21 protein-coding genes are annotated in these 22,234 nt (G+C 69.4%); 9 read left to right on the forward strand and 12 right to left on the reverse strand.

From position 1 onward, the window contains the following. Position 1: 1 nt before the first annotated feature. On the reverse strand, positions 2 to 1,045 hold the full coding sequence (locus ACIBGM_RS14735; protein WP_360518358.1) for an aldo/keto reductase: 1,044 nt from the start codon (positions 1,043 to 1,045) through the stop codon (positions 2 to 4). 148 nt (positions 1,046 to 1,193) lie between these two features. Here ACIBGM_RS14735 and ACIBGM_RS14740 point away from each other — a divergent pair, with 148 nt between their 5' ends. Further along, the gene (locus tag ACIBGM_RS14740; protein WP_396385742.1) at positions 1,194 to 2,228 is read left to right on the forward strand and encodes an aminotransferase class V-fold PLP-dependent enzyme; all 1,035 of its coding nucleotides are present in this window, start codon (positions 1,194 to 1,196) and stop codon (positions 2,226 to 2,228) included. A 43-nt stretch (positions 2,229 to 2,271) separates the two neighbouring features. Then, positions 2,272 to 2,700 carry a MerR family transcriptional regulator gene (locus ACIBGM_RS14745; protein WP_360518364.1) on the forward strand — a complete coding sequence of 143 codons (429 nt, stop codon included), beginning with the start codon at positions 2,272 to 2,274 and terminating at the stop codon, positions 2,698 to 2,700. On the opposite strand, the gene fdhD is transcribed toward ACIBGM_RS14745, so the two are convergent. The 7 genes from fdhD to ACIBGM_RS14780 form a co-directional block, all read right to left on the reverse strand. Beyond that, positions 2,697 to 3,524, reverse strand: coding sequence for a formate dehydrogenase accessory sulfurtransferase FdhD (gene fdhD / locus ACIBGM_RS14750; RefSeq protein ID WP_360518367.1), 828 nt, complete (start codon positions 3,522 to 3,524; stop codon positions 2,697 to 2,699). The two genes, ACIBGM_RS14745 and fdhD, sit on opposite strands and share 4 nt — an antisense overlap. Then, positions 3,512 to 4,726, reverse strand: a complete 1,215-nt coding sequence (locus ACIBGM_RS14755; RefSeq protein WP_396385743.1) for a molybdopterin molybdotransferase MoeA — start codon at positions 4,724 to 4,726, stop codon at positions 3,512 to 3,514. Before ACIBGM_RS14755 ends, fdhD begins: the two co-directional genes overlap by 13 nt. Further along, on the reverse strand, positions 4,723 to 4,941 hold the full coding sequence (locus tag ACIBGM_RS14760) for a formate dehydrogenase subunit delta (protein ID WP_396385745.1): 219 nt from the start codon (positions 4,939 to 4,941) through the stop codon (positions 4,723 to 4,725). The genes ACIBGM_RS14755 and ACIBGM_RS14760 overlap by 4 nt, the downstream gene beginning before the upstream one ends. Beyond that, a complete protein-coding gene (gene fdhF, locus ACIBGM_RS14765; protein ID WP_396385746.1) occupies positions 4,938 to 7,751 on the reverse strand; it encodes a formate dehydrogenase subunit alpha in 2,814 nt (937 codons plus the stop codon). The genes ACIBGM_RS14760 and fdhF overlap by 4 nt, the downstream gene beginning before the upstream one ends. Continuing rightward, positions 7,748 to 9,268: a formate dehydrogenase beta subunit gene (locus ACIBGM_RS14770; protein WP_396385747.1), complete on the reverse strand. Its 1,521-nt coding sequence runs from the start codon at positions 9,266 to 9,268 to the stop codon at positions 7,748 to 7,750. The genes fdhF and ACIBGM_RS14770 overlap by 4 nt, the downstream gene beginning before the upstream one ends. Then, entirely contained in the window at positions 9,265 to 9,759 is a 495-nt protein-coding gene (locus ACIBGM_RS14775; protein WP_360518382.1) for an NAD(P)H-dependent oxidoreductase subunit E, read from the reverse strand. The genes ACIBGM_RS14770 and ACIBGM_RS14775 overlap by 4 nt, the downstream gene beginning before the upstream one ends. A 71-nt stretch (positions 9,760 to 9,830) precedes the next feature. Continuing rightward, the gene (locus ACIBGM_RS14780; RefSeq protein WP_396385748.1) at positions 9,831 to 10,439 is read right to left on the reverse strand and encodes a TetR/AcrR family transcriptional regulator; all 609 of its coding nucleotides are present in this window, start codon (positions 10,437 to 10,439) and stop codon (positions 9,831 to 9,833) included. Positions 10,440 to 10,561: 122 nt separating this feature from the next. On the opposite strand from ACIBGM_RS14780, the gene ACIBGM_RS14785 reads away from it, so the two are divergent. Then, positions 10,562 to 11,431 carry an SDR family oxidoreductase gene (locus ACIBGM_RS14785; protein ID WP_396385749.1) on the forward strand — a complete coding sequence of 290 codons (870 nt, stop codon included), beginning with the start codon at positions 10,562 to 10,564 and terminating at the stop codon, positions 11,429 to 11,431. Positions 11,432 to 12,548: 1,117 nt separating this feature from the next. Next, positions 12,549 to 13,226, forward strand: a complete 678-nt coding sequence (locus ACIBGM_RS14790; RefSeq protein ID WP_396385750.1) for a GNAT family N-acetyltransferase — start codon at positions 12,549 to 12,551, stop codon at positions 13,224 to 13,226. Here ACIBGM_RS14790 and ACIBGM_RS14795 read toward each other — a convergent pair. Beyond that, a complete protein-coding gene (locus tag ACIBGM_RS14795; protein ID WP_396385751.1) occupies positions 13,170 to 13,712 on the reverse strand; it encodes a CGNR zinc finger domain-containing protein in 543 nt (180 codons plus the stop codon). The genes ACIBGM_RS14790 and ACIBGM_RS14795 overlap by 57 nt on opposite strands. Positions 13,713 to 13,860: 148 nt before the next feature. On the opposite strand from ACIBGM_RS14795, the gene alr reads away from it, so the two are divergent. The 3 genes from alr to ACIBGM_RS14810 are packed head-to-tail and all read left to right on the forward strand — an operon-like array spanning position 13,861 to position 16,576. Next, complete coding sequence (gene alr / locus ACIBGM_RS14800) at positions 13,861 to 15,003, forward strand: alanine racemase (protein ID WP_396385753.1); 1,143 nt, start codon at positions 13,861 to 13,863, stop codon at positions 15,001 to 15,003. After that, a complete protein-coding gene (locus tag ACIBGM_RS14805) occupies positions 15,000 to 15,965 on the forward strand; it encodes a D-alanine--D-alanine ligase (RefSeq protein WP_396385754.1) in 966 nt (321 codons plus the stop codon). Before alr ends, ACIBGM_RS14805 begins: the two co-directional genes overlap by 4 nt. Beyond that, the gene (locus ACIBGM_RS14810; protein ID WP_396385755.1) at positions 15,962 to 16,576 is read left to right on the forward strand and encodes a M15 family metallopeptidase; all 615 of its coding nucleotides are present in this window, start codon (positions 15,962 to 15,964) and stop codon (positions 16,574 to 16,576) included. The genes ACIBGM_RS14805 and ACIBGM_RS14810 overlap by 4 nt, the downstream gene beginning before the upstream one ends. On the opposite strand, the gene ACIBGM_RS14815 is transcribed toward ACIBGM_RS14810, so the two are convergent. Beyond that, positions 16,573 to 17,715 (reverse strand): ROK family transcriptional regulator, encoded by a 1,143-nt coding sequence (locus tag ACIBGM_RS14815; protein ID WP_360518406.1) that lies wholly within the window; start codon positions 17,713 to 17,715, stop codon positions 16,573 to 16,575. The two genes, ACIBGM_RS14810 and ACIBGM_RS14815, sit on opposite strands and share 4 nt — an antisense overlap. A gap of 231 nt (positions 17,716 to 17,946) precedes the next feature. Next, positions 17,947 to 18,507, reverse strand: a complete 561-nt coding sequence (locus tag ACIBGM_RS14820; RefSeq protein ID WP_396385757.1) for a TetR/AcrR family transcriptional regulator — start codon at positions 18,505 to 18,507, stop codon at positions 17,947 to 17,949. A gap of 78 nt (positions 18,508 to 18,585) precedes the next feature. Here ACIBGM_RS14820 and ACIBGM_RS14825 point away from each other — a divergent pair, with 78 nt between their 5' ends. Then, positions 18,586 to 19,413: an oxidoreductase gene (locus ACIBGM_RS14825; protein ID WP_396385759.1), complete on the forward strand. Its 828-nt coding sequence runs from the start codon at positions 18,586 to 18,588 to the stop codon at positions 19,411 to 19,413. A 22-nt stretch (positions 19,414 to 19,435) separates the two neighbouring features. On the opposite strand, the gene ACIBGM_RS14830 is transcribed toward ACIBGM_RS14825, so the two are convergent. Then, positions 19,436 to 20,152 (reverse strand): GAF and ANTAR domain-containing protein, encoded by a 717-nt coding sequence (locus tag ACIBGM_RS14830; RefSeq protein WP_360518415.1) that lies wholly within the window; start codon positions 20,150 to 20,152, stop codon positions 19,436 to 19,438. 134 nt (positions 20,153 to 20,286) lie between these two features. On the opposite strand from ACIBGM_RS14830, the gene nhaA reads away from it, so the two are divergent. Continuing rightward, positions 20,287 to 22,164, forward strand: coding sequence for a Na+/H+ antiporter NhaA (nhaA, locus tag ACIBGM_RS14835; protein WP_396385760.1), 1,878 nt, complete (start codon positions 20,287 to 20,289; stop codon positions 22,162 to 22,164). Positions 22,165 to 22,234: the final 70 nt, after the last annotated feature.

The raw sequence follows: 22,234 nt of genomic DNA on the forward strand, positions 1-22,234 counted from the left end.
CTCAGCGGTCCGCCGGCGGCCGCCGACGCCACGTCACGTCAGTGAGTGACGGCGGTCGCCACGCACCGTCCGGCTGGTAGAGGTCCGTGCCCGGCGGCACGATCTCGTCGATCCGGTCCAGCGTGGCGTCGTCCAGTGTGAGGTCGGCGCTCTTCAGCAGACCGTCCAGATGCTCCATCGTGCGCGGGCCGCTGATCACCGACGTCACCGCGGGATGCGTGGTGACGAACGTCAGCGCCAGCTCGGGCAGCGTGCAACCGATGCCCTCGGCAACCTCGATCAGCTGCTCGACCGCGTCGAACTTCGCCGCGTTGCCCGGGATCGACGGGTCGAAGCGGAACGGCGTCAACGCAGCACGCCCGGTGGTCAGGTCGACCGGCTGATCCTTACGCACCTTGCCGGACAGGAAGCCGGACGCCAGCGGGCTCCACGTGAGCACGCCCATCCCCAGCCGCTTCGCGGTCGGCAGCAGCGACCGCTCGATGCCGCGCGCGATCAGCGAGTACGGCGGTTGCTCGGTCCGGAACTTCCCGTACCCGCGCCGTTCCGCGACGTGGTAGGCGTTCACGATGTCCTCGGCCGGGAACGTCGAGCACCCGAACGCGCGGATCTTCCCCTGGCTGACCAGGTCGGTCAGCACCCACAGCGTCTCCTCGATATCCGTGCTGTAGTCCGGCCGGTGGATCTGGTACAGGTCGATCCAATCCGTGTCGAGCCGCCGCAGGCTGTTCTCCACCTCCTGGACGATCCACCGCCGCGAGTTCCCGCTCCGGTTCCGCGACCCGTCCTCGAGCGGGAAGTGCACCTTGGTCGCCAGCACAGCGTCGTCGCGGCGGCCCTTCAGCGCCTTGCCGACGATCTGCTCGGACTCACCGCGCGAGTACATGTCGGCGGTGTCGACGAAGTTGATGCCCTGGTCGAGGGCGGCGTGGATGATCCGGACACATTCGGCGTGGTCCGGGTTGCCGACCGCACCGAACATCATCGTCCCGAGGCAGTGCGCACTGACCTCGATCCCAGTCCCACCCAACACGCGATAACGCATCCAATAACTCCTAACTCCAAATCGTCCCGCCACGCTAAGAGCTAGAGCGCCCTCTAGGTCAAGCCTCACCTTGAGAAGCCACCGACCGTTTCGGGCGCCGCAATGTGGTTGGTGGGTTCTCAAGGTGGGGCTTGCGTAGGGTGGGTGAGTGGATTTCGAGGGGTTGTGGGATGCGGAGCCCGGGTGGCTGAACACGGCGTCGTACGGGTTGCCGCCGCGGGCGGCGTGGGAGGCGCTGCAGGCCGCGCTGGGCGACTGGCGGGTCGGCGCGACGAGTTGGGAGCCGTGGGACGAGTCGACGACCCGCTCCCGGGAGTCGTTCGCCCGCCTGGTCGGGGCCGATCCGGCCGACGCGTTCGTGGGCAGCACGGTCTCCGCCGCGGTGGCGCCGATCGCGGCCGCGTTGCCGGACGGCGCGAAGGTGCTGACCGACGACGTCGAATTCACCTCGAACGTCTTCCCGTGGAAGGTGCACGAGGACCGCGGCGTCGAGGTGATCGCCGTACCGGGTGACGAACTGGTGGCGGCGATCCGGCCGGGGATCGACCTGGTCGCGGTGAGCGCGGTCCAGTCGTCGACCGGCGCCGTACTCGACCTGCCTGCGGTTGTTGCCGCTAGCAAGGAAGTTGGCGCGCTGCTGGTGATCGACGCGAGCCAGGCGCTCGGCTGGCTGCCGCTGACCGTGGACGGCATCGACGCCCTCGTCGCGCACACCTACAAGTGGCTGATGTCGCCTCGCGGCGCCACGCTCGGTTACCTCTCGCCGCGACTGCAGGAGCGCTGCCGCCCGTCGGCCGCCGGGTGGTACGCCGGCCGGACCGTGCACAGCTCGTACTACGGAGCCGAGATGGATCTCGCTCCGGGCGCGCGGAAGTTCGACCAGTCGCCTGCGTGGTTCAGCTTCGTCGGCGCCGCGCCCGCGCTCGAGCTGATCGAGCAGATCGGGGTCGAGACGATCCACCGCCACAACCTCGAGCTGGCCAACGAGTTCCGCGCCGGGCTCGGCCTGCCGCCGTCCGACTCCGCCATCGTCAGCACCAACCTCGCGGGCGCCCAGGAGGCGTTCGAGGCGGCCGGGATCCGGGCGGCCGTCCGGGGCGGGAAGTTGCGGGCGTCGTTCCACATCTACACGACGACGGCCGACGTACATCAGGCCCTCACGGCGCTCAAACCGCTGCTGTAAAAACAGCTAGAGGGTGGTCTAGGTCCGGGTTATGGTGCCGCGTATGAGCACGGGACTGAGCATCGGACAGGTTGCGGAACGGACCGGGCTGAGCGTGCACGCCCTCCGGTTCTACGAGCGCGAGGGCCTGCTCGCGGATCCGGTACGGCGGGAGTCGAACGGCCGGCGCGTCTACTCCGAGGACGACGTCGACTGGCTCGGCATGTGCATCAAGTTCCGCTCGTCCGGGATGCCGCTGGACACCATCCGCAAGTACACGGATCTGGTCCGCCAGGGCCCGGGCAACGAGCAGGACCGACTGGCCCTGCTCCGCAGCCACCAGGACCACGTCACCGCGCAGATCCAGGAGCTCACCGACTGCCTGGACGTCATCACCCACAAGGTCGACGTCTACAGCCGCCACCTGGCCGCCGGCACCGCCGACTGCCTGTGGACGACCCCGTCCAGCAGCACCGACTCCGCCGCGTCCTAGTCCACCGTGATGCGGTCGGGGTGGGCGTAGAGGTTCATGGTGCCGTTGCGGATGAAGCCGGCCAGGGTGAGGCCGGACTCCTGCGCCAGGTCGACGGCGAGGGAGGACGGGGCCGAGACGGCGCCCAGGATCGGGATCCCGGCCATGACCGCCTTCTGCGCGAGCTCGAACGACGTACGGCCGGAGACGATCAGGATGCAGGCGCGGGCCGGGATGTGACCGGCGAGGACGGCCCAGCCGATCACCTTGTCGACGGCGTTGTGGCGGCCGACGTCCTCGCGTACGACGAGTAGCTCGCCGGTGGACGTGAACAGGCCGGCCGCGTGCAGACCGCCGGTGCGGTCGAACACCTGCTGTCGTTCGCGGAGTGCGTCGGGCAGGTCTTTGAGTACGTCGTACCGCACGCGCACCTGGTCGTCCGCCGGGGAGTGGCGCGTCTTCAGGCGTACGGCGTCCAGCGACGCCTTGCCGCAGACGCCGCAGGACGAGGTCGTGTAGAAGTTGCGCTCGACGCCGGTCACGGGTGGTGGGACGCCGGGCGCGAGACCCACATCGAGGACGTTGTAGGTGTTGCGGCCTTCGTCGTCGACCGAGTCGCAGTACCGGGCGTTGCGGATGTCGTCGACGCTGCCGATCACGCCCTCGGTGTGCAGGAAGCCGTGCGCTAGCTCGACGTCGTGGCCGGGGGTGCGCATCGTGACGGCGAGCGGCTTGCCGTCGACGCGGAGCTCGAGCGGCTCCTCGACGGCGATCGAGTCCGGTCGGCTGCGGTCGCCGGCCGGGCCGAGACGCAGTACCGGACGACGTGCGATCAGACGGCCCATGGTCGCGCTCCAGGATCGAGTGGCAGCAGCCGCGCGGCGATCGCCTCGGCCGGTCCGGGGTCGACCACGGCGAGCGCGTCGGCGGCGGCGACTCCGCGGAGCATGGCGGAACCGCCATGGCCGACCGGTACGGCGCCTTGTGGGGTGACGCGGACCGGGACGAGGCGGGTACTGCGCGGGTGGCAGGGCAGCCCGCCTGGTACCGGAGCGACCGGTAGCGCTGGGAGCGGGAGACCGCGCATGCGGAGGATCGCCGCTACGCCCAAGGTGAGGAAGGCGGTCAGGGCGGCGAACGGGTTGCCGGGGAGGCCGACGACGAGGCGGCCGTCGTTGAGGCGGGCGAGGGCTTGGGGGTGACCGGGGCGGCAGGCCACGCCGTCGATGATCAGCTCGGCGCCTAGCGCGGACAGTGCTGGTCGTAGGTGATCTGCAGGGCCGGAGGCAGATGAGCCGGAGACGAGGATCAGCTCGGCGTCGGTGGACCGGAGGGTGTCGATGAGCGCCGTACGGTCGTCTGGCAGGTGGGTGACGGGGAAGGCCTGGGCGCCGGCTCGGGTGATCAGTCCGGGGAGCATGGGGCCGATGGCGTCACGTACTCGGCCTGGTCCGGAGGCGCCGCGGTGTACGAGCTCGTCGCCGGTGACGATTGCTGCCACGCGTGGTTGCGGGATGACTGTGAGCCGGTTGAGCCCGACGGACGCGGCCACGCCGAGGACTGCTGGGTCTACAACCACGCCGGCGGGCAGCAACAGCTCGCCTGCTTGGCACTCCTCGCCTGCCCGTCGGATGTGCTTGCCGGGCTCGTCTGGACCGTGGAGCAACTCACCGACCCGGAGCGCGTCCTCATCCCTGATGACCGAGGTCGCTCCACTCGGCACAGCAGCCCCGGTCGTGATGCTGCAGGCCTCCCCATCCTTCAACTCCACCGCCGTCGTGGTGCTGACCCCCACCTGCCCCACAACCCGCCACGGCCCCGCCCCACACACCGCAAACCCATCCATAGCCGCCCGATCCACGGGCGGCACCGCAACCGACGCCACCAACGGAGTAGCCAGCACACAACCCTCGGCCTCCGCCAACCCCCGCGCCACAGCCGCCCCCGGCACTCCAGCCGAATGCGCCAACTCCCGCGCCACATCCCAAGGCAACACATCAACAGCATGCCGCCGCGCCAGGTGCGGGGTTTCGTCCGGTTGCGTCACTTGGGGGCCAGTTGTTGGGCTGCCAAGGCTGCTACTGGGTCCAGGTTTTCGGCTCCGGCTTCTACGTGGGCTATGAGGGCGCGCTTCATGCGGGGGTCCCAGGCGGCCTTCATGTGGTTGGCGATGGCGGTGGCGGCGTCGGCCGGGGGGCGGTGGGCGAACTGGACGGCGATCTCGTTCGCCAGGCGCACGTACGGCGGCAGAGTGCTGCTCATCTCGCGCCGACCGCCTCACGCTCGGCGGTGGTGCTCGTCGGCTGGGTCAGCAGGTCGACCTGGACGGCGGTCACCTTGTACTCGGGGCAGTTCGTCGCCCAGTCCGAGTTGTCGGTGGTGACGACGTTCGCCCCGCTCACCGGGTGGTGGAAGGTCGTGTAGCAGACCCCGACCGGCATCCGGTCGGACAGCTTCGCGTGCAGCGTCGTCCGGCCGACCCGGCTCGACAGCGCGACCGTGTCGCCGTCCTCGATCCCGCGGACCTCGGCGTCGTGTGGATGCAGCTCGAGGATGTCCTCGGGATGCCAGGCGACGTTCGCCGTACGGCGGGTCTGGGCCCCGACGTTGTACTGCGACAGGATCCGCCCGGTGGTGAGGATCAGCGGGAACTTCCGGGTCGACCGCTCGCTGGTCGGCACGTACACGGTCTCCATGAACCTGCCCTTGCCCCGGGTGAACTCGTCCTCGTGCATGATCGGCGTCCCGTCCGGGTGCTCGAGGTTGCAGGGCCACTGGATCGAGCCCATCTTGTCGAGCTTGTCGAACGACACCCCCATGAACGTCGGGGTGGTCAGCGCGATCTCGTCCATGATCTGGCTCGCCGAATCGTAGTGCATCGGGTAGCCCATCTGCTGGGCGATCTCACAGATGATCTCCCACTCCTGCTTACCGGTCTTCGGCGCCATGATCGGCCGTACCCGGTTGATCCGCCGCTCCGCGTTCGTGAACGTGCCGTCCTTCTCCAGGAACGACGTACCGGGCAGCAGCACGTGCGCGAACTTCGCCGTCTCGTTGACGAACAGGTCCTGTACGACGAGCAGGTCGAGCGCACCCAGCGCGGCGAAGACGTGCTGGGTGTTGGGGTCGGACTGCGCGATGTCCTCGCCCTGCACGAACAGCGCCTTGAACGACCCGTCGATCGCGGCGTCGAACATGTTCGGGATCCGCAGACCGGGCTCGTTCAGCAGCGGCGTGCCCCACAGCTGCTCGTAGACCTCGCGGACGCCGTCGTCGGACACGTGCCGGTAGCCCGGCAGCTCGTGCGGGAACGACCCCATGTCGCAGGAGCCCTGCACGTTGTTCTGGCCACGCAGCGGGTTCACGCCGACGCCGCGCCGGCCGATGTTGCCGGTCGACATCGCGAGGTTCGCCATCCCCATCACCATGGTCGAGCCCTGGCTGTGCTCGGTGACGCCGAGCCCGTAGTAGATCGCCGCGTTGCCCCCGGTCGCGTACAACCGGGCCGCCGCGCGGATCTCCTCGGCCGGTACGCCGGTGATGTCGGCGACCGCCTCCGGGCTGTGCTCGGGCTGGGCGATGAACGACTCCCAGGTCTCGAAGTCCTCACACCGATTGTCGACAAAAGGACGATCGACAAGGCCTTCGGTGACCACGACGTGCGCGAACGCGTTGATGATCGCGACGTTCGTGCCGGGCGCCAGCTGCAGGTGGTGGGCAGCCTCGATGTGCGGCGAGCGGACCAGGTCGATCCGGCGCGGGTCGACGACGATCAGCTTGGCGCCCTGCCGGAGCCGCTTCTTCATCCGGGACGCGAACACCGGGTGCCCGTCGGTCGGGTTGGCGCCGATCACCAGGATCACGTCGGCCTCCTCGACCGACTTGAAGTCCTGGGTGCCGGCCGACTCGCCGAACGTCTGCTTCAGGCCGTACCCGGTCGGCGAGTGGCAGACCCGGGCGCACGTGTCGACATTGTTGTTGCCGAACACCGCGCGGACCATCTTCTGGACGGCGTACACCTCTTCGTTGGTCGTCCGCGACGAGGTGATCGCGCCGATCGACCCTTGGCCGTGCTCGGCCTGGATCTCGCGCAGCCGGCGGGCGGTGAAGCTGATCGCCTCGTCCCAGGAGACCTTGCGCCACTCGTCCGCGGTCGTGTCCCGCACCATCGGCTCGAGCACGCGGTCCGGGTGGCTGGCGTACCCGAAGGCGAACCGGCCCTTCACGCACGAGTGGCCCTCGTTCGCGCCGCCGTTCTTGTACGGCACCATCCGGACCAGCTCGTCGCCGCGCAGCTCGGCCTTGAACGAGCAGCCGACACCGCAGTACGCACAGGTCGTGACGACCGACCGCGTCGGCATGCCGAGCTCGACGACCGACTTCTCCTGCAACGTCGCGGTCGGGCACGCCTGGACGCACGCGCCACACGACACACAGTCCGACTCGAAGAACGAGACACCAGCACCTGCGGCGACCTTGGAGTCGAAGCCGCGGCCCTCGATGGTCAGCGCGAGCGTTCCCTGTACTTCGTCACACGCGCGGACGCACCGGGAACATGCGATGCACTTCGACGCGTCGAAGTCGAAGTACGGGTTGGAGGTGTCGGTCGGAAGGTCCATGTGGTTGGCGCCGGCCTCGACACCGGATCCGTACCGGACCTCGCGAAGACCCGTGACACCGGCCATGTCCTGCAGCTCGCAGTCGCCGTTGGCCGAGCAGGTCAGGCAGTCGAGCGGGTGGTCGGAGATGTACAGCTCCATCACGCCGCGACGGAGTTTGCCGAGCCGCTCGTTCTGGGTCCGGACCACCATGCCGTCCGCGACAGGCGTCGTACAGGAGGCCGGTGTGCCGCGTACGCCGTCGATCTCGACGACGCACAACCGGCAGGAGCCGAACGCCTCGAGACTGTCGGTCGCGCACAACTTCGGGATGTCCAGGCCGGCTTCCTTGGCCGCGCGCATCACCGACGTACCCGGTGGAACCGCGACGTTGACACCGTCGACGGTCAGGTTGATGGTGGCTGCGCCGTCGCGGGCAGGAGTGCCGTAGTCCGTTTCCTTGAGCAGGGTCATGCCTGGAAGTCCTCTCCGAAGTGGCGGACGGCGCTGCGCACCGGCATGGGGGTCAGCCCACCCATCGCGCAGAGGGAGCCGTCGGTCATCAACTCGCACAGGTCGTCGAGCAGCACGAGGTTCTTCTTCCGGTCGTCACCGGCGACGATCCGGTCGATCGTCTCGACCCCGCGGACCGCGCCGACCCGGCAGGGCGTGCACTTGCCGCACGACTCGGCGGCGCAGAACTCGAACGCGAACCTGGCCATCGCGGCCATGTCCACGCTCTCGTCGAACACCACGATCCCGCCGTGCCCGACCATCGCGCCGGCGGCCGCGAACGCCTCGTAGTCCATCGGCAGGTCGAACTGCTCGACCGGGAGGTACGCGCCGAGCGGGCCGCCCACCTGGACAGCCCGCACCGGGCGTCCCGACGACGTCCCGCCGCCGAAGTCGTTCACCAGCTCGCCGAGCGTGATCCCGAAGGCGGTCTCGACGATGCCGCCGCGGGCGACGTTGCCGCCGAGCTGGAAGACGCTGGTGCCGAGCGAGCGGTCCATTCCGTACGACGCGTAGGCCTCGGCGCCGTTGGCCAGGATCGTCGGGACCGTGGCCAGCGACAGCACGTTGTTCACCACGGTCGGCCGGCCGAAAAGCCCTTCCAGCGCAGGGATCGGCGGCTTCGCCCGGACCGTCCCACGCTTGCCCTCGAGGCTCTCCAGCATCGAAGTCTCTTCACCGCAGATGTACGCCCCGGCGCCGACGCGCACGTGCAGGTCGAACGTCAGGTCCGAGCCGAGGATGTTCTCGCCCAGCCAGCCTTCGCTCCGGGCGATCTCGATGGCGGCCTTCAGCGTCGCGACCGCGTCCGGGTACTCCGAGCGCAGGTAGACGTAGCCCTCGGTCGCGCCGACCGCGTACGCCGCGATCGTCATCCCCTCGATCAGCGTGAACGGGTCGCCCTCGATCAGCATCCGGTCCGCGAACGTTCCCGAGTCACCCTCGTCCGCGTTGCAGCACACGAACTTCAGGTCCGACTTCGCGCCGAGCACGGTCCGCCATTTGATGCCGGTCGGGAAGCCGGCGCCGCCACGGCCGCGCAGGCCGGAGTCGACCACCGTCTCGACCACCTCGGCCGGAGTCATCGAAAGTGCTTGCCTCAGGCCCACATTTCCGCCGTACGACGTGTAGTCGCCGGCGGAGAGTGGATCGACCACACCGACCCGGGCGAACGTGAGCCGCTGCTGCCGCTTCATCCACGGGAGCTCCTCGACCAGGCCGAGGTACGCGCCGATGTCGCGAACCTCGCCGCGCAGCATGCCGGCCGCGACTAGTCCGTCGACGTCCTCGGGCGCGACCGGTCCGTAGCCGACGCGGCCTTCGGGGGTCTCGATCTCGACCATCGGCTCCAGCCACAGCATGCCGCGGGAGCCGGTCCGGACGACCTCGACGCCGCCGATCGCGGTGATCCGCTCGGCGACCTCGTCGGCGCCGACCGACCGCGCGGCGGAGTCCTTGGGGACGTACACCTTGGTCATCGGGCCTCCCCGAGGATCGCGTCGAGCCGGGCCGGCGTAACCCGTCCGTGCAGCTTGCCGCCGACCTGGACCGCCGGGCCGAGCGCGCAGTTCCCGAAGCAGAACACCTCGTCCAGCGTCAGCCGCCCGTCCGCCGTCGTCTCACCGAACCCACAGCCGGTACTGCGTTTCGCGTGCTCGGCCAGCGTGACCGCGCCGACCGACCGGCACGCCTCCGCCTGGCAGATCGCCACGGTCGTGCGTCCGGCCGCCGTACGACGGAAGTCCTTGTAGAACGTGACTACGCCGTGGACCTCGGCCACGGCGATGTTCAGTACGTCGGCGACGACCGGGACGTCGCCCTGGTCGACGTACTCGAGCTCCTCCTGGATCGCGTGCAGGATCGGGATCACCGCCCCGCGGAGCCCACGTAGTTCGGTGGCTATCTCGCGCACTCGCTGGGCACGCCCGGGAACCGGGACGGGGGCGGCGGCCACGACCTCACTCGTCATGTATACAACATTCCGTCGCCCGACCCGCAGGGTCAAAGCAATGCTGCCTATGAGCTGATAGACGCCGTCTATCAAACAGCCGGAGCGGCCGCCTCACGCGGTTGCAGGCCGCACAGGACGGTGTCGACGAGGGTGTCGACGTACTCCGGTGTCAGTGGGCCAGTCTGTTGCAGCCAGCGGTTGAGGATCGGGCCGAAGATCAGGTCGACGGCGACGTCCAGGTCGGCGTCCTTCGAGATCTGGCCGGCTTGCTGGGCGGCTCTGAGGCGGTCCTTCTTCACTTCGCGCATCGGCCCGTCGAGGCGCTCGTGGTAGTCGGCGGCCAGCGCGGGGTCGTGCACGATCTCGGTGTGCAGGGCACGCATCGTCTGCCGGTAGCGGGGGTTGTCCAGGTCTTCGACGGTGGCGTTCAGGACCAGTTTGAGGTCGGCGGCCAGGTCGCCGGTGTCGGGTAGCGCGGCCAGCTCGCCGTCGGGCGTGCCGGCCAGGGTGAGGAAGGCGTCGAACAGCAGTGCGCCCTTCGACGGCCACCAGCGGTAGATCGTCTGCTTGCCGACGCCGGCGGTGGAGGCGATCATCTCGATCGCGACCTTGGGGTAGCCGATATCGGCGACCAGGTCCAGGGCGGTGTTGAGGATCGCCTGGCGAGAGGTCTCGCTGCGGCGACTCGGGTTGGGCATGCGGCCACCTTACCAGTCAACGAGACGAGACGGTCCGTCTTGACAGTCATGTCGTTGGTCAGGCAAGCTTCTGGTTGTTGCGAGACGGAACGGACCGTCTCGCTTAAAGAGAGGGGCCCGAGATGGAAACCGCTGGTCAAACGGCATCCGGTGCGGTCGAGGGTCGGGTCTGGTTCATCACCGGCGCGAGCCGCGGGCTGGGGCGCGCCTTCACCGAGGCGGCTCTCGCTGCCGGCGATCGGGTCGTCGGCGTCTCTCGCGATACATCGCCCCTCGGCGACCTTGCCGAGCTGCATCCGGACCGGCTGCTCCCGCTGTCAGTTGACGTGACCGATCGGTCGGCCGTGTTCGACGTGGTTGCAGAGGCGGTCCGGCAGTTCGGCCGGCTCGACATCGTCGTGAACAACGCCGGCGCGCTGTATGCCGGGATGGTCGAGGAGTTCTCCGAGGCGCAGGCGCGAGCCCAGTTCGACCTCAACTTCTTCGGTGCGCTCTGGGTCAGTCAAGCCGTCATGCCGCAGCTTCGGGCGCAGGGCAGTGGGCACATCGTGCAGATCTCCAGCATCGGCGCGCTTGGCGGCTTTCCGAGCACTGGTCTCTACAGCGCCAGCAAGTTCGCCCTCGAAGGCATGAGCGAAGCGCTGGCCGCCGAGGCTGCTGCCTTCGGCGTCAAACTCACCATCGTCCAACCCGGCGGCTACTGGACCGACCTTTACGCCAACACAACCGCCACGACTCCGAACCCGGTCTACGACCCACTCCGTGCAGAGTTGGAGAAGCAGTGGGCCGAAGGCTCCATCGACAGCGAGCCCCGCCTCGCCGCCGAAGCCCTCATGAAGCTGGTTGCCAGCGACACCCCACCCCTCCGCCTCCTCCTCGGCAGCATGGTCTATGACCTGGCCTTCGACATCTCCCACCAACGCATGACCACCTGGTCCGCCTGGGAAGACGTAAGCCGAGCCGCCGAAAAAGCAGTCCCCGCCCCAACCTGACCACCAGCGACGCTCACACGCGCCCGGCCACGGATTCCCGGAGTAGCTGCACGGCGCGACCGGATCGGCGTGCAGGCGCCGTACGGCGAACAGCAGAGCGCGTCGAGTTCGTGGATCTCCGGGGCGCCGGCCGCGTCGAAGAGCTCAGGACGCCGGGCTGGGTGAGCTGCTGAGCCGGTCGCCTGACCTGCGCTGTTGATCGCATCCTGGGCGCCGACTCGAACCTTCCGGCGAGGACGGCAGCCCGCTCTCGATCGGGCCGCGGAAGTCGGTGTGCAGCACCGGCCGCGAGCTTCCGGTGGAGATCGCCCGACAGCTCGGCCGGCAGCGGATCCCCGGCCAGTCGACGCGGCGCATCACGTCGGCGGCGGCCGCGCGTACGTTCGATGTCCGTATGCGCAGCCGCGCCCGAGAGGCGTTGGCGAAACCCAGGATCGGCCTCGTCCGCTGCACCGAGCCGCATCCGTGCCAGCGCTCCGCAGAGGTCTGCCAACGCATCGCAGAGGACGCGTCACCGCGTCGCCGAGGACGTGTCACCGCGTCCCGGAGGCCTTTGGTGCCGGCGGCGACACCCCAGCCCGTACGACCTGCGCTCGGCACGATGTCACCCATCGCCTTGGTCGACGGCTGAAGGAGCTCGTCGACCGCCCGACACCGGCTCCTACGATCCCGCCCCGAGGACCCCGATCGGCCCGATGTCCACGGGACCAGTCTGGCCTGGAGCACGTCCTGACCGTCGCGACCTCCTCGACGCAGCCGACGCCGTCTACGAACACCGAGCGCATGTCAGGAGGGCGCAGCTCGAAGTAGCAGACGCTGAGCCCGGCAAGCATCGCCTCGCACACTGCGTACCGCCAGGGCCTACCGTCTCCGGCCGCGAACTTCCACCAGGCCCAGCGCCGCGGCAGTCTTCAGGGCGACGCCGCCCGGCGGACGACTGCGGCAACCGCGTCGCAGTTGAAGGCTGGCGCAGTACGCCCCCACGCCCCCGGCCCCACGCCCCGGCCTCCGGGCCCCGGTCCCCGGCCCGTGGCCCCCGACCTCCGCCCTCGCCGAAGCCGTCGGGCCTGATCTGGGTGTAACTGACTAATCTAGAATAAGCAGTTACGATGCGGGGATGAGTGAGGTGTTGCGGCGGTGGGTTGAGGGGTGGCGGTTGTGTCGGGGGTTGGGGGTGGTGAGTGAGGACCGGGACGCGTTGGGGGTTGTGCTGGGGTTGCCGGGGCGGGAGCGGGAGTTGTTCGCGTTGACGGATGCGCCGGGGGTGGTGGATCGGCTGGTGGGGCTGGCGGTTGAGGGGGTTTGGCTGACGGTGACGACTCTGGACGGGGATGGGGTGGCTCGGCGGCTGGCGGCGGGTGGGCTGGCGGTGTTTCCGGAGCAGAAGGTGTTGATGACGATGGGGCTGCGGGATCACCCGAGGCCGGTGACTGCGGAGTACGGGGTGGAGTTGAGGTCGGAAGGGGCGCTGGAGTACGTGCGGGTCCTGGCGTCGGATGGCTCGGTTGCGGCACGCGGGATGGCGGCGGTGGTTGGGCGGGACGCGGTGATGCACGACATTCAGACCGAGCCGGCGCATCGGCGGCGGGGGCTGGGGAGCGTGGTGATGGGTGCGTTGAGCCGGCGCTCGGTTGAGCGTGGCGCCGAGACGGGCCTGTTGATGGCGACAGCGGAAGGCGCCCACCTGTACCGAAAGCTCGGATGGAGGCCAGAAGCAACCATGGTCACCGCAAAGGGATTAGGTGGTGCGGGAGCGGTGGGCGGCTACTTTGGTTCGGTTTTGGCAGGGGGTTGAGCAGAAGCGTTGGGTGTGGTTGCGGGTTGAGTCTAGGAAGAGGTCCTCGCAGCGGGTGGCCTCGCAGCGGCGGAGGCGGTGGATGTCGTTGCTGCCAAGGAGGGTGGCTGTCGCGGTGGCGAACTCTGCGATCCAGCCGGTCGCCGAGTCCGGGTCGCCGAAGTGCAGGTGCCAGGGCGCGTCCGCGTGCCGGGTCAGCTGTGGCGCCGCCTTGGTCGCCTTGAGGAGCTCGTTCACCACCTCGACCGCCTCGTCGACCCGCCCCTCGGGCAGGAAAACGAGCGCGTCATAAAGTCGCCGCCCACCCAGCGCCCACTGAGAGACGTCAGAGTCGACCGCTTGGTTGGTGGTCAGGCGCAGTACGGCGTCGACCGCAGCCGTGTCGGGTTCGGCGGCCGGGCGGCCCTGGCGCCAGGTGGACCCGAAGGTGTTGGCCAGCGCGATCGCCGCCAGCAGCGACGCTTTCAGGTGATCCGTGGCCTCCACAGCTCCAGTATCCCCGGGAAAGTTCGCCGGACGGGCGGATTTCATTCATCTGGAGGAGCCGGGTCATACCACGGTCGTAGCAGCGTGCCGCACAGTTCGTTCCGCGAGCCGACGTATCCGGCCGTTGCCGGAAACAACAATGACGACCATGAACCTGGTCCAGAGCCTGTCCCGCCACCGCCCGGCAGCACGTGGGATCGCCGGCCTGTCCGAGGCGGTCGTCGACCTCTCGGCGGTTCGCCACAACGTTCGTGCCTTCCGCAGGGTGATCCCGCAGGGCGTGATGGCCGTGGTCAAGGCGGACGCCTTCGGCCACGGCGCCGTACCGGTCGCCCGGGCAGCCGTCGAGGCCGGTGCAAGTTGGCTCGGCGTGGCCCGCGCCGACGAGGCGCTGCAACTGCGCGCCGCCGGGCTGACCGTGCCGATCCTGACTTGGCTGTACGACGCCGCCGAGCTGATGCTGCTCGGCGACGTCGACGTGGATGTCAGCGTCTCCACGATCGCCGAGCTGCAGCGAGTGGTCTCGAACCCGGCGGTCCGCCACGTGCACCTCAAGCTCGACACCGGACTGCATCGCTCCGGCAGCGCACCCGATCAGTGGATCGAGCTGACCCGAGCGGCCGCACATTACGAGGCGCTCGGCGCAGTCGCGGTCCGCGGCATCTGGTCGCATCTCTCGCACGGCGACAGCCCGGATGCGGTCCAAAGTCGTCATCAACTCCGGCTCCTCCGCACGGGCCTGGTGCTGGCCAATCGCGCTGGTCTGCGGCCGACCGTCGTACATCTGGCGAACTCCGCCGGGGCGATCACGTTGGATGCGCCCGACTGCGACCTGGTCCGGATCGGCGCCGGGTTGTACGGGATCGACGAGACCGGGCTCGGGTTGCGGCCGGCGATGCGGCTGATGAGCAAGCTGGCCCAGGTACGGCGGATCCGTGCAGGCGATGGGGTTTCGTACGGGCACGACTTCGTCGCCGATCGGGATACGACGGTCGCGCTCGTCCCACTCGGCTACGCGGACGGCATCCCGCGAGTCGCCGGTGCGCAGGCCAGCGTTTTGTGCCGAGGCGTCCGGATGCCTGTCATCGGGCGGATCGCGATGGATCAGTTCGTCGTGGACGCGGGCGATCTCCCGGTCGAACCAGGAGAGCCGGTGACGATCTTCGGCGACGGCTCGCGGGGTGAGCCGACGGCGGCGGACTGGGCCGCGTGGGCCGGCACCATCCCGCACGAGATCTACTGCGGGATCGGATCCCGCGTGCCGCGGCGCTACGAGGGGGCGGCCCGATGAAGGTGGCAGTCGTGATGGGCGGCGCGAGCCCCGAGCACCAGGTGTCGCTGGCCAGCGGACGCGGGATCGCCAGGGCGATCAGCATCCTCGGCCACACCCCGATCCCGCTCGTGATCGATGCCGAAGGCAACTGGGAGGACGGTCAGCACGAGGCGATCGAGATCCTCCAGGCCTGTGACGTCACCGTCCCGGCCCTGCACGGCGAAGGCGGCGAGGACGGCACGCTGCAGGGATTCCTGTCCCAGTTGAAGGTTCCGTACGTCGGCAGTGGCGTGGCGGCCAGCGCGGTCGGGCTCGACAAGCACCTGACCAAGTCGGTGCTGAGGGCGCACGGCATCGCGGTCACGCCCGGTGTCACGCTGCGGGGCACGGACCTGACCGACACCGAGGCCGCGATGCAGAAGCTCAAGGCGGCCGGGCTCGACTTCCCGGTGTTCGTGAAGCCCGGCAACGGCGGCTCCAGCGTCGGCGTCGCCCGGGCGACCGACCTGCCGACGTTGTCGCCCGCGATCGCGGACGCCGCCGTACTCGATCCGCACGTGCTGGTGGAGCGGGAGATGGTCGGGCGGGAGATCGACCTTGCTGTGCTGGAGTTCCCGGACGGGCGGGTCGACACCGCGCCCGCGCTGGAGATCCACAGCGATCCGGGCCAACCGTTCTTCAATGCGACTGCGAAGTACGACAGCAGTGCGACGCGGTTCGTCGTACCGGCGCCGCTGGACCCGGCGTTGGCCGATCGGCTTCGGCGTACGGCGATCGAAGTGTTCGACGTGCTCGGGTGCGAAGGGCTCGCGCGGGTGGACTTCTTCGTGCCGACCGAGGGTGAGCCGGTGGTCAACGAGATCAACACGTTCCCCGGGTTCACGCCGGCGTCGCAGTTCCCGCGGATGTGGGCGGCGGCCGGGATGAGCTACGCCGAGGTCGTCGACACCTTGCTGCGTACGGCGGTGGCCCGCGGATGACCGTGCTGCTGAGCGACGACCGGATCACCCAACTCCCGGCGATCGAGAGCGGTGAACCACTGGTCGACCTGTTCACCCGGAACCTCGCGACGCTTGATCGCCAGTTCGCCCGGGAGAGTGTCGCGGACCGGCTCGCGATGGCCGACGCCTTCCTGCCGACCGGCGTACGGCTGCAGGTCGTGGAAGGGCTGCGGCCGATCGAGAACCAGCAGGAGATCTACGACCGGTACCGCGCCGAGCTCGAGCGGCTGCATCCGGGGATCTCCGACCACGACGTCCACGTGCTGGCCAGCCGGTTCGTCTCGCCAGTCGAGGTCGCGCCGCACGTCGCCGGGGCAGCGGTCGATCTGACGCTGATCGGCGCGCACGGTCCGCTCGACCTCGGGACGCCGATCGACGCGACACCCGAGCAGAGCAGCGGCGCGTGCTTCTTCGACGCGGCCAACATCAGCCGGGAGGCGCGGACGAACCGCCTGCTGCTGGCCGACGTCCTGAGCGCGGCCGGGTTGGTGAACTATCCGACCGAGTGGTGGCACTGGTCGTTCGGCGACCGCTACTGGGCGCACGTCGAGGACCGCCCGCACGCCATCTACGGACCGATGGGAATCTAGCGGCCGAGGACGAAGGTCTGGATGGCCACGACCGCGGCGCCGCGCGCCCACTCGGAGAAGTCCGCGGGTTGCAGGACCATCGGGAGCTCCGCGCCGGACGGATGACGGTCGCCGTGCAGGCCGACGAGCAGCTCGTCCTGGGCGACCTCGGCCAGCCGGACGCCCTCGCCACCGAGGACGACGAGCTCGGGCATGGTGAAGTTCGCAGCCGCGGCGATCAGGCGGCCCAGTGCACGGCCCGCCCTGCCGACCACCTCAACAGCCGCCGCGTCGCCCTTTGCGGCCAGGTCGAGGCACTCCTCGTACTCGACGCTCCGGCCGAGCGCGCTGCCGACCTGGTCGGTGATCGCGCCGACGGTCAACAGGCTCAGTGCGCAACCGCGATGCCCGCGGTCACAGCGTGGTCCGTCGGGAACCAGCGGGTGGTGCCCGATCAGGCCGATGCTCGTGTCGGGGCTGTCGACGACCCGGTTGTGCACGACCAGGCCGTACCCGATCCCGACCCCGATCGTCAGCAGCACGAACCGGTCCGAGCCGCGGCCGGCGCCGAACCAGTGCGTGGCCTCGGTCAACGCGTTCAGGTCGTTCGCCACCACGACCGGCGTGTCCGTGGCCGCCGCGAGCAACTCGCCGAGCGGCACGTCGACCCAGTTCAGGTACGGGCCCCACCGGACCTCGGAGTTGCTCCCGACCCGGCCGCCGACGGTCACGCCGAGTCCGGTGATCGGGCGCTGCCCAGGCACCTGTACGGCGAGATCGTCGGCCAGTTCGAGGACGAGCCGGCACACCGCGGACGGCGTGGGGTCGCTGAGCGGACGCTCGATACTCGCGATCACCTCGGCCCGCAGCGTCGTCAGGACGCCGATCGCGGAGTCACCGGTGAGCTTGATGCCGACGAAGTGGTGTGAGGCCGGATCGAGGTTCAGGGGTTGCGACGGGCGGCCGACGCGCGCGTCGGTCGGCCCGGCGGACACCTCGACGAGCAGCCCGGACTCCACCATCGGCTTGGTCAACCGGGTCAGGCTGCCGGGCGACAGGCCCACGCGGCGGGACAGTTCGGCGCGCGACAACGGGCCGTCGAGCAGGATCTCCAGCGCCACCTGCCGAGACGGACCCGTCAATGGCCGCCACTCACCCACGCGACAAGGGTAATGGCGGGGAGGGAGAAGAGGAGTTGGACGCCGGGACGTGACCCGGTCCGCGGTTCTGGCCGCACAAGCCCCGGCGTCAAGCTCAACCCCAAGATCCCCAGATGTCCATCAGTGCTGGAGACATGTGACCACTGACGGGCGGGGTACCCAATTCTTCTTGAAGTATGCACCCGATGAAGGAGCCCGGCGTCGTTACTTTTCCTATATTTTCGGAACGTTTCAACCGCTGTGGCGCCCGCGAGTGGTGAGGCCGGGGAAGACCAAAGTGAGCCAGCGTGCCCGGACCGCCGGAGGCTGGTCGATCGGGGCGGACGAGATCAGCAGGTAGAAGTCGTCCACGGTGACGTCGGGGTGCAGATCGCCGTCGCGCTGGGCGGCCTCGATCAGGGCGTCGACCGCGGCCCGGGCGCGGATCTCGGCGGGCTCGTCGGCAGTCCCGGCGCCGAGTGTGCGGGCGGCGGCCTTGACGGCGGCATCGGTGGCGGAAGCCTCCAGGACCCGCTCGACGAGGGCGGTGATCTCGGCCATCGGGTCGGCACCGGCCGCGACCCGCGCCTGCGCGGCCTCGGCGTCGTCGGCGACATGGCCGAGGTGCTCGGCGATCACCGCGGTGACCAGGTCGGTCTTGTTCGGGAAGTGCCGGTAGAGGGTGCCGACGGCGACGCCGGCCGCGGCGGCGATCTCGTCCATCCCGGCGTCCGGCCCGTGCCGGGTGATCTGCTCGCGGGCGGCGTCGAGGATCCTCTGCCGGTTCCGGACGGCGTCGGCACGCGGACTCATACGGTCTCCCTTGCAATATCGTGAACCATGGTTCATGATAATCGTGAACCAGGGTTCATCTTATCTCCAGGACGGGTCATGACCACGAAAATCGCTCTTGTCACCGGTGCCTCGTCGGGGATCGGCGAGGCCACCGCGCGCAGGCTGCACGGCCTCGGTTTCACCGTGTACGGCGCCGCCCGCCGGGTGGACCGGATGGCGAAGCTCGCCGCCGACGGCATCCACCCGATCGCCATGGACGTCACCGACGAGGACTCGATGCGCGCCGGGATCGACCGGATCCTGGCCGAGGCCGGGCGGATCGACGTACTGGTGAACAACGCCGGCTACGGCTCGTACGGCGCGCTCGAGGACGTGCCGTTGGCGGAGGCGCGGTACCAGTTCGAGGTGAACGTGTTCGGCGCCGCGCGGCTGATCCAGCTCGTGCTGCCGGGGATGCGGGCGCAGCGCAGCGGCACGATCGTGAACATCAGCTCGATGGGCGGCAAGATCTACACGCCGCTCGGTGGCTGGTACCACGGCACCAAGTTCGCCCTCGAGGCGCTCAGCGACTGCCTCCGCCTGGAGGTCAAGCCGTTCGGCATCGACGTCGTCGTGATCGAGCCCGGCGGCATCCGCACCGAGTGGGGTGGCATCGCGGCCGACAACCTCCGCAAGGTCTCGGCCGAGGGCCCGTACGCCGGCCAGGCCGAGCCGATGGCAAGGTCGATGGACTCGGAGCTGGCCGACCGCCGTACGTCGCCGCCCTCGGTGATCGCCGACGCCATCGCCAAGGCCGTCACGGCTCGCCGGCCGCGCACCCGCTACCTGGTGGGCTTCGCCGCCAAGCCCCTGGTCACACTGCGCCGTGTCCTGCCCGACCGGGCGTTCGACTTCACCATCAAGCGCGCCACCGGCGTCCGCTGACGTTTGTTGCCGCCTGCAAGCGTCAGTGCGGGAGCTTGCGGGTGTCGATGAGCTGCTGGGCGACGTCGCGGAGCTTGGTGTTGGTGTCCTGGGAGTAGCGCTTGAGGATGGCGAAGGCCCGGTCGCCGTCGACGTCGAAGCGCTCCATCAGGATGCCCATCGCCTGGCCGACCAGCTTGCGGGCGTCGACGGCCTGGGCCATGGTCTCCTCGTGCCGGGCCGAGGCGACCGCGACGGAGGCGTGCCGGGCGAGGATGTGGGCGATCGCCTCGTCGTCAGGGCTGAAGGCGTCGGGGGTCGGGCAGTAAAGGCCGAGGACGCCGACTGTCGAGCGGTTGCCGTCTCCGGTGGCCAGCGGCACGTCCAGGACGCTGCGGACGCCGAGAGCGGCGACCTTGGCGGCCCACTCCGGCCAGCGGTCGTCGGTGAGGGTGTCGCGGATCAGGATCGTGGACCGGTCGCGGAGCGCGGTGACGAGCGGACCGGTCTCGGTGCTGATCTGAAGGTCGTACACGTCGGCGACCACGGGGTCGGTCACCGCCGCCACCTCGGGGCGGGAGCCACGGGAGTACAGGGCGACGCCGGCATAGGTGCAGCTCAGCGCCTGCAGGGCGAACTGGACGACGGCGTCGACCGTCTCCTCCACCCCGGGAGCGTCGTGCAACTCGATCGCCAGACGCGCGAACGCGTCTGCCGAGGTCACAGCGACATCTTGGTCGGTCAACGGGACTCCAGGCATGCTCGAACCATCGGGCACCCCGTGGCTGGAGTGATCCTCAGGAGACATCATGCAGCCCGCACCCCCCAAACTGTTAGCCGGATCGGCAGCCGATTTTTTCTGGGTCGTTGAACCCAGAACGATACAGTGAACGCATGACGGACTTCGCCGGCCTGCTGAGTGGGCGGACGAGCTGGCGGCGGGAGTTCGCGGCGCCGGTGCGCGCCTTCCTGCGGACCGAGGCGGGCAGTTCCGGCGTCCTCGCCGGGGCGATCCTGGTCGCCCTGCTGTGGGCGAATCTGGCGCCCGGGACGTACGAGGACTTCTGGCGGACCGAGCTGTCGATCGGGCTCGGGCGCGAGGTGCTCGCGATGGACCTGCGGGAGTGGGTCAACAGCGGCCTGATGACGCTGTTCTTCCTGGTGGTCGGCCTGGAGGCGCGGCGTGAGTTCGACCTCGGCGACCTGCGCGACCGGAGCCGGTTCGTGCTCCCGCTGGCCGCCGGGATCGGCGGGATGATCCTCCCGGTCCTCATCTATCTCGCGTTCAACGCCGGTGGCGAGGGTGCGCACGGGTGGGGTGTCGCGATGTCGACCGACACCGCCCTGGCGCTCGGCCTGCTCGCACTGGTCGGTCGCGGCGTCCCCGACCGGGTCCGGGTGTTCCTGCTCACGGTCTTCGTCGTCGACGACCTGATCGCGTTGCTCGTCATCGCCGTCGTCTACAGCGAGAACATCGAGCTGATGCCGCTGGCCATGGCGATCGTCGCCTTCGGAGCCGTCGTGGTGCTGGCGGTCCTGCGAGTGCGGAAGGCCTGGGCGTACGTCGTACTCGGCGTCGTCACGTGGGCGTCGCTGCTGACCAGCGGCGTCGATCCCGTGGTGGCCGGACTGGCGATCGGCCTGACGGCGTCGGCGTACTCGCCGGGGCGGGAGGAGCTCGAGCAGGCGACCGGTTTGTTCCGGCTGTTCCGCGAGCAGCCGACCCCCGAGCTGGCCCGTTCGGCGACGGTCGGCCTGACCGCGACGATCTCGCCGAACGAGCGGCTGCAGTACCTCTACCACCCGTGGACCAGCTACCTGATCGTCCCGCTGTTCGGCCTCGCAAACGCCGGCATCACCATCGACCTCGACTTCCTCGGGCGGGCCTACACCTCGCCGATCACACTCGGCATCCTGGTCGGGTACGTGGTCGGCAAGCCGGTCGCGGTGTCGGTGGTGTCCTGGCTGCTGACCCGCTTCTCCGGCGGGCGCTACCGGCCGCAGGTCGGGTGGGCGGCCGTGGTCGGCAGCGGCACCATCGCCGGCATCGGGTTCACCGTCTCTTTGCTGATCGCAACGATCGCGTTCGAGGGGCCGGCGCTCGCGGAGGCGAAGCTCGGCCTGCTGTCGGCGGTCCTGGTGGCGTCGGGGCTGACCTGGCTGGTGTTCCGCGCGGCCAAGCTGCTCTCGCCGCCGAAGAAGGCGCTGGCTCTGCTCGGCGACGCGGAGCAACTGGTGGACCTGGCCGATCCGGTCGATCCCGAGCGCGACCACATCCGCGGTCCGGAGACGGCGTCGGTGACCCTGGTGGAGTACGGCGACTTCGAGTGCCCGTACTGCGGGATGGCGGAGCCCGTCGTCCGCGACCTGTTGCAAGACGACGACCTGCGGTACGTATGGCGGCACCTGCCGTTGAGTGACGTCCATCCGCGGGCGCAGATCGCGGCGGAGGTGTCGGAGGCGGCGGCTGCGCAGGGCGCCTTCTGGGAGATGCACGACCTGCTGCTCGCGAACCAGGAGAACCTGCAGCCCAAGGACCTGCTCGGGTACGCCGAGGCGCTCGGGCTCGACCAGCAGAAGCTGCACGATGACGTGAAGCGGCACGTGGCCGCGGCCCGGGTGGCGCAGGACGTGGAGTCGGCCGACCTGAGCGGGGTGTCCGGGACACCGACGTTCTTCGTCAACGGACAGCGGCACTACGGCGCGTACGACGTCGAGACGCTGAAGGCAGCGATCAAGGTGGCCCGGGCACGGGCGAAGATCCAGGGATGACAGTATTTTGTGGTACTAGGGCATTTCTGCCACTGTTGCGCTAGGCCCCGATGCCGGACGCTGGTGGCTC

Source organism: Kribbella sp. NPDC050470 (assembly GCF_044458365.1).
In the GTDB taxonomy this organism is placed as follows: domain Bacteria; phylum Actinomycetota; class Actinomycetes; order Propionibacteriales; family Kribbellaceae; genus Kribbella.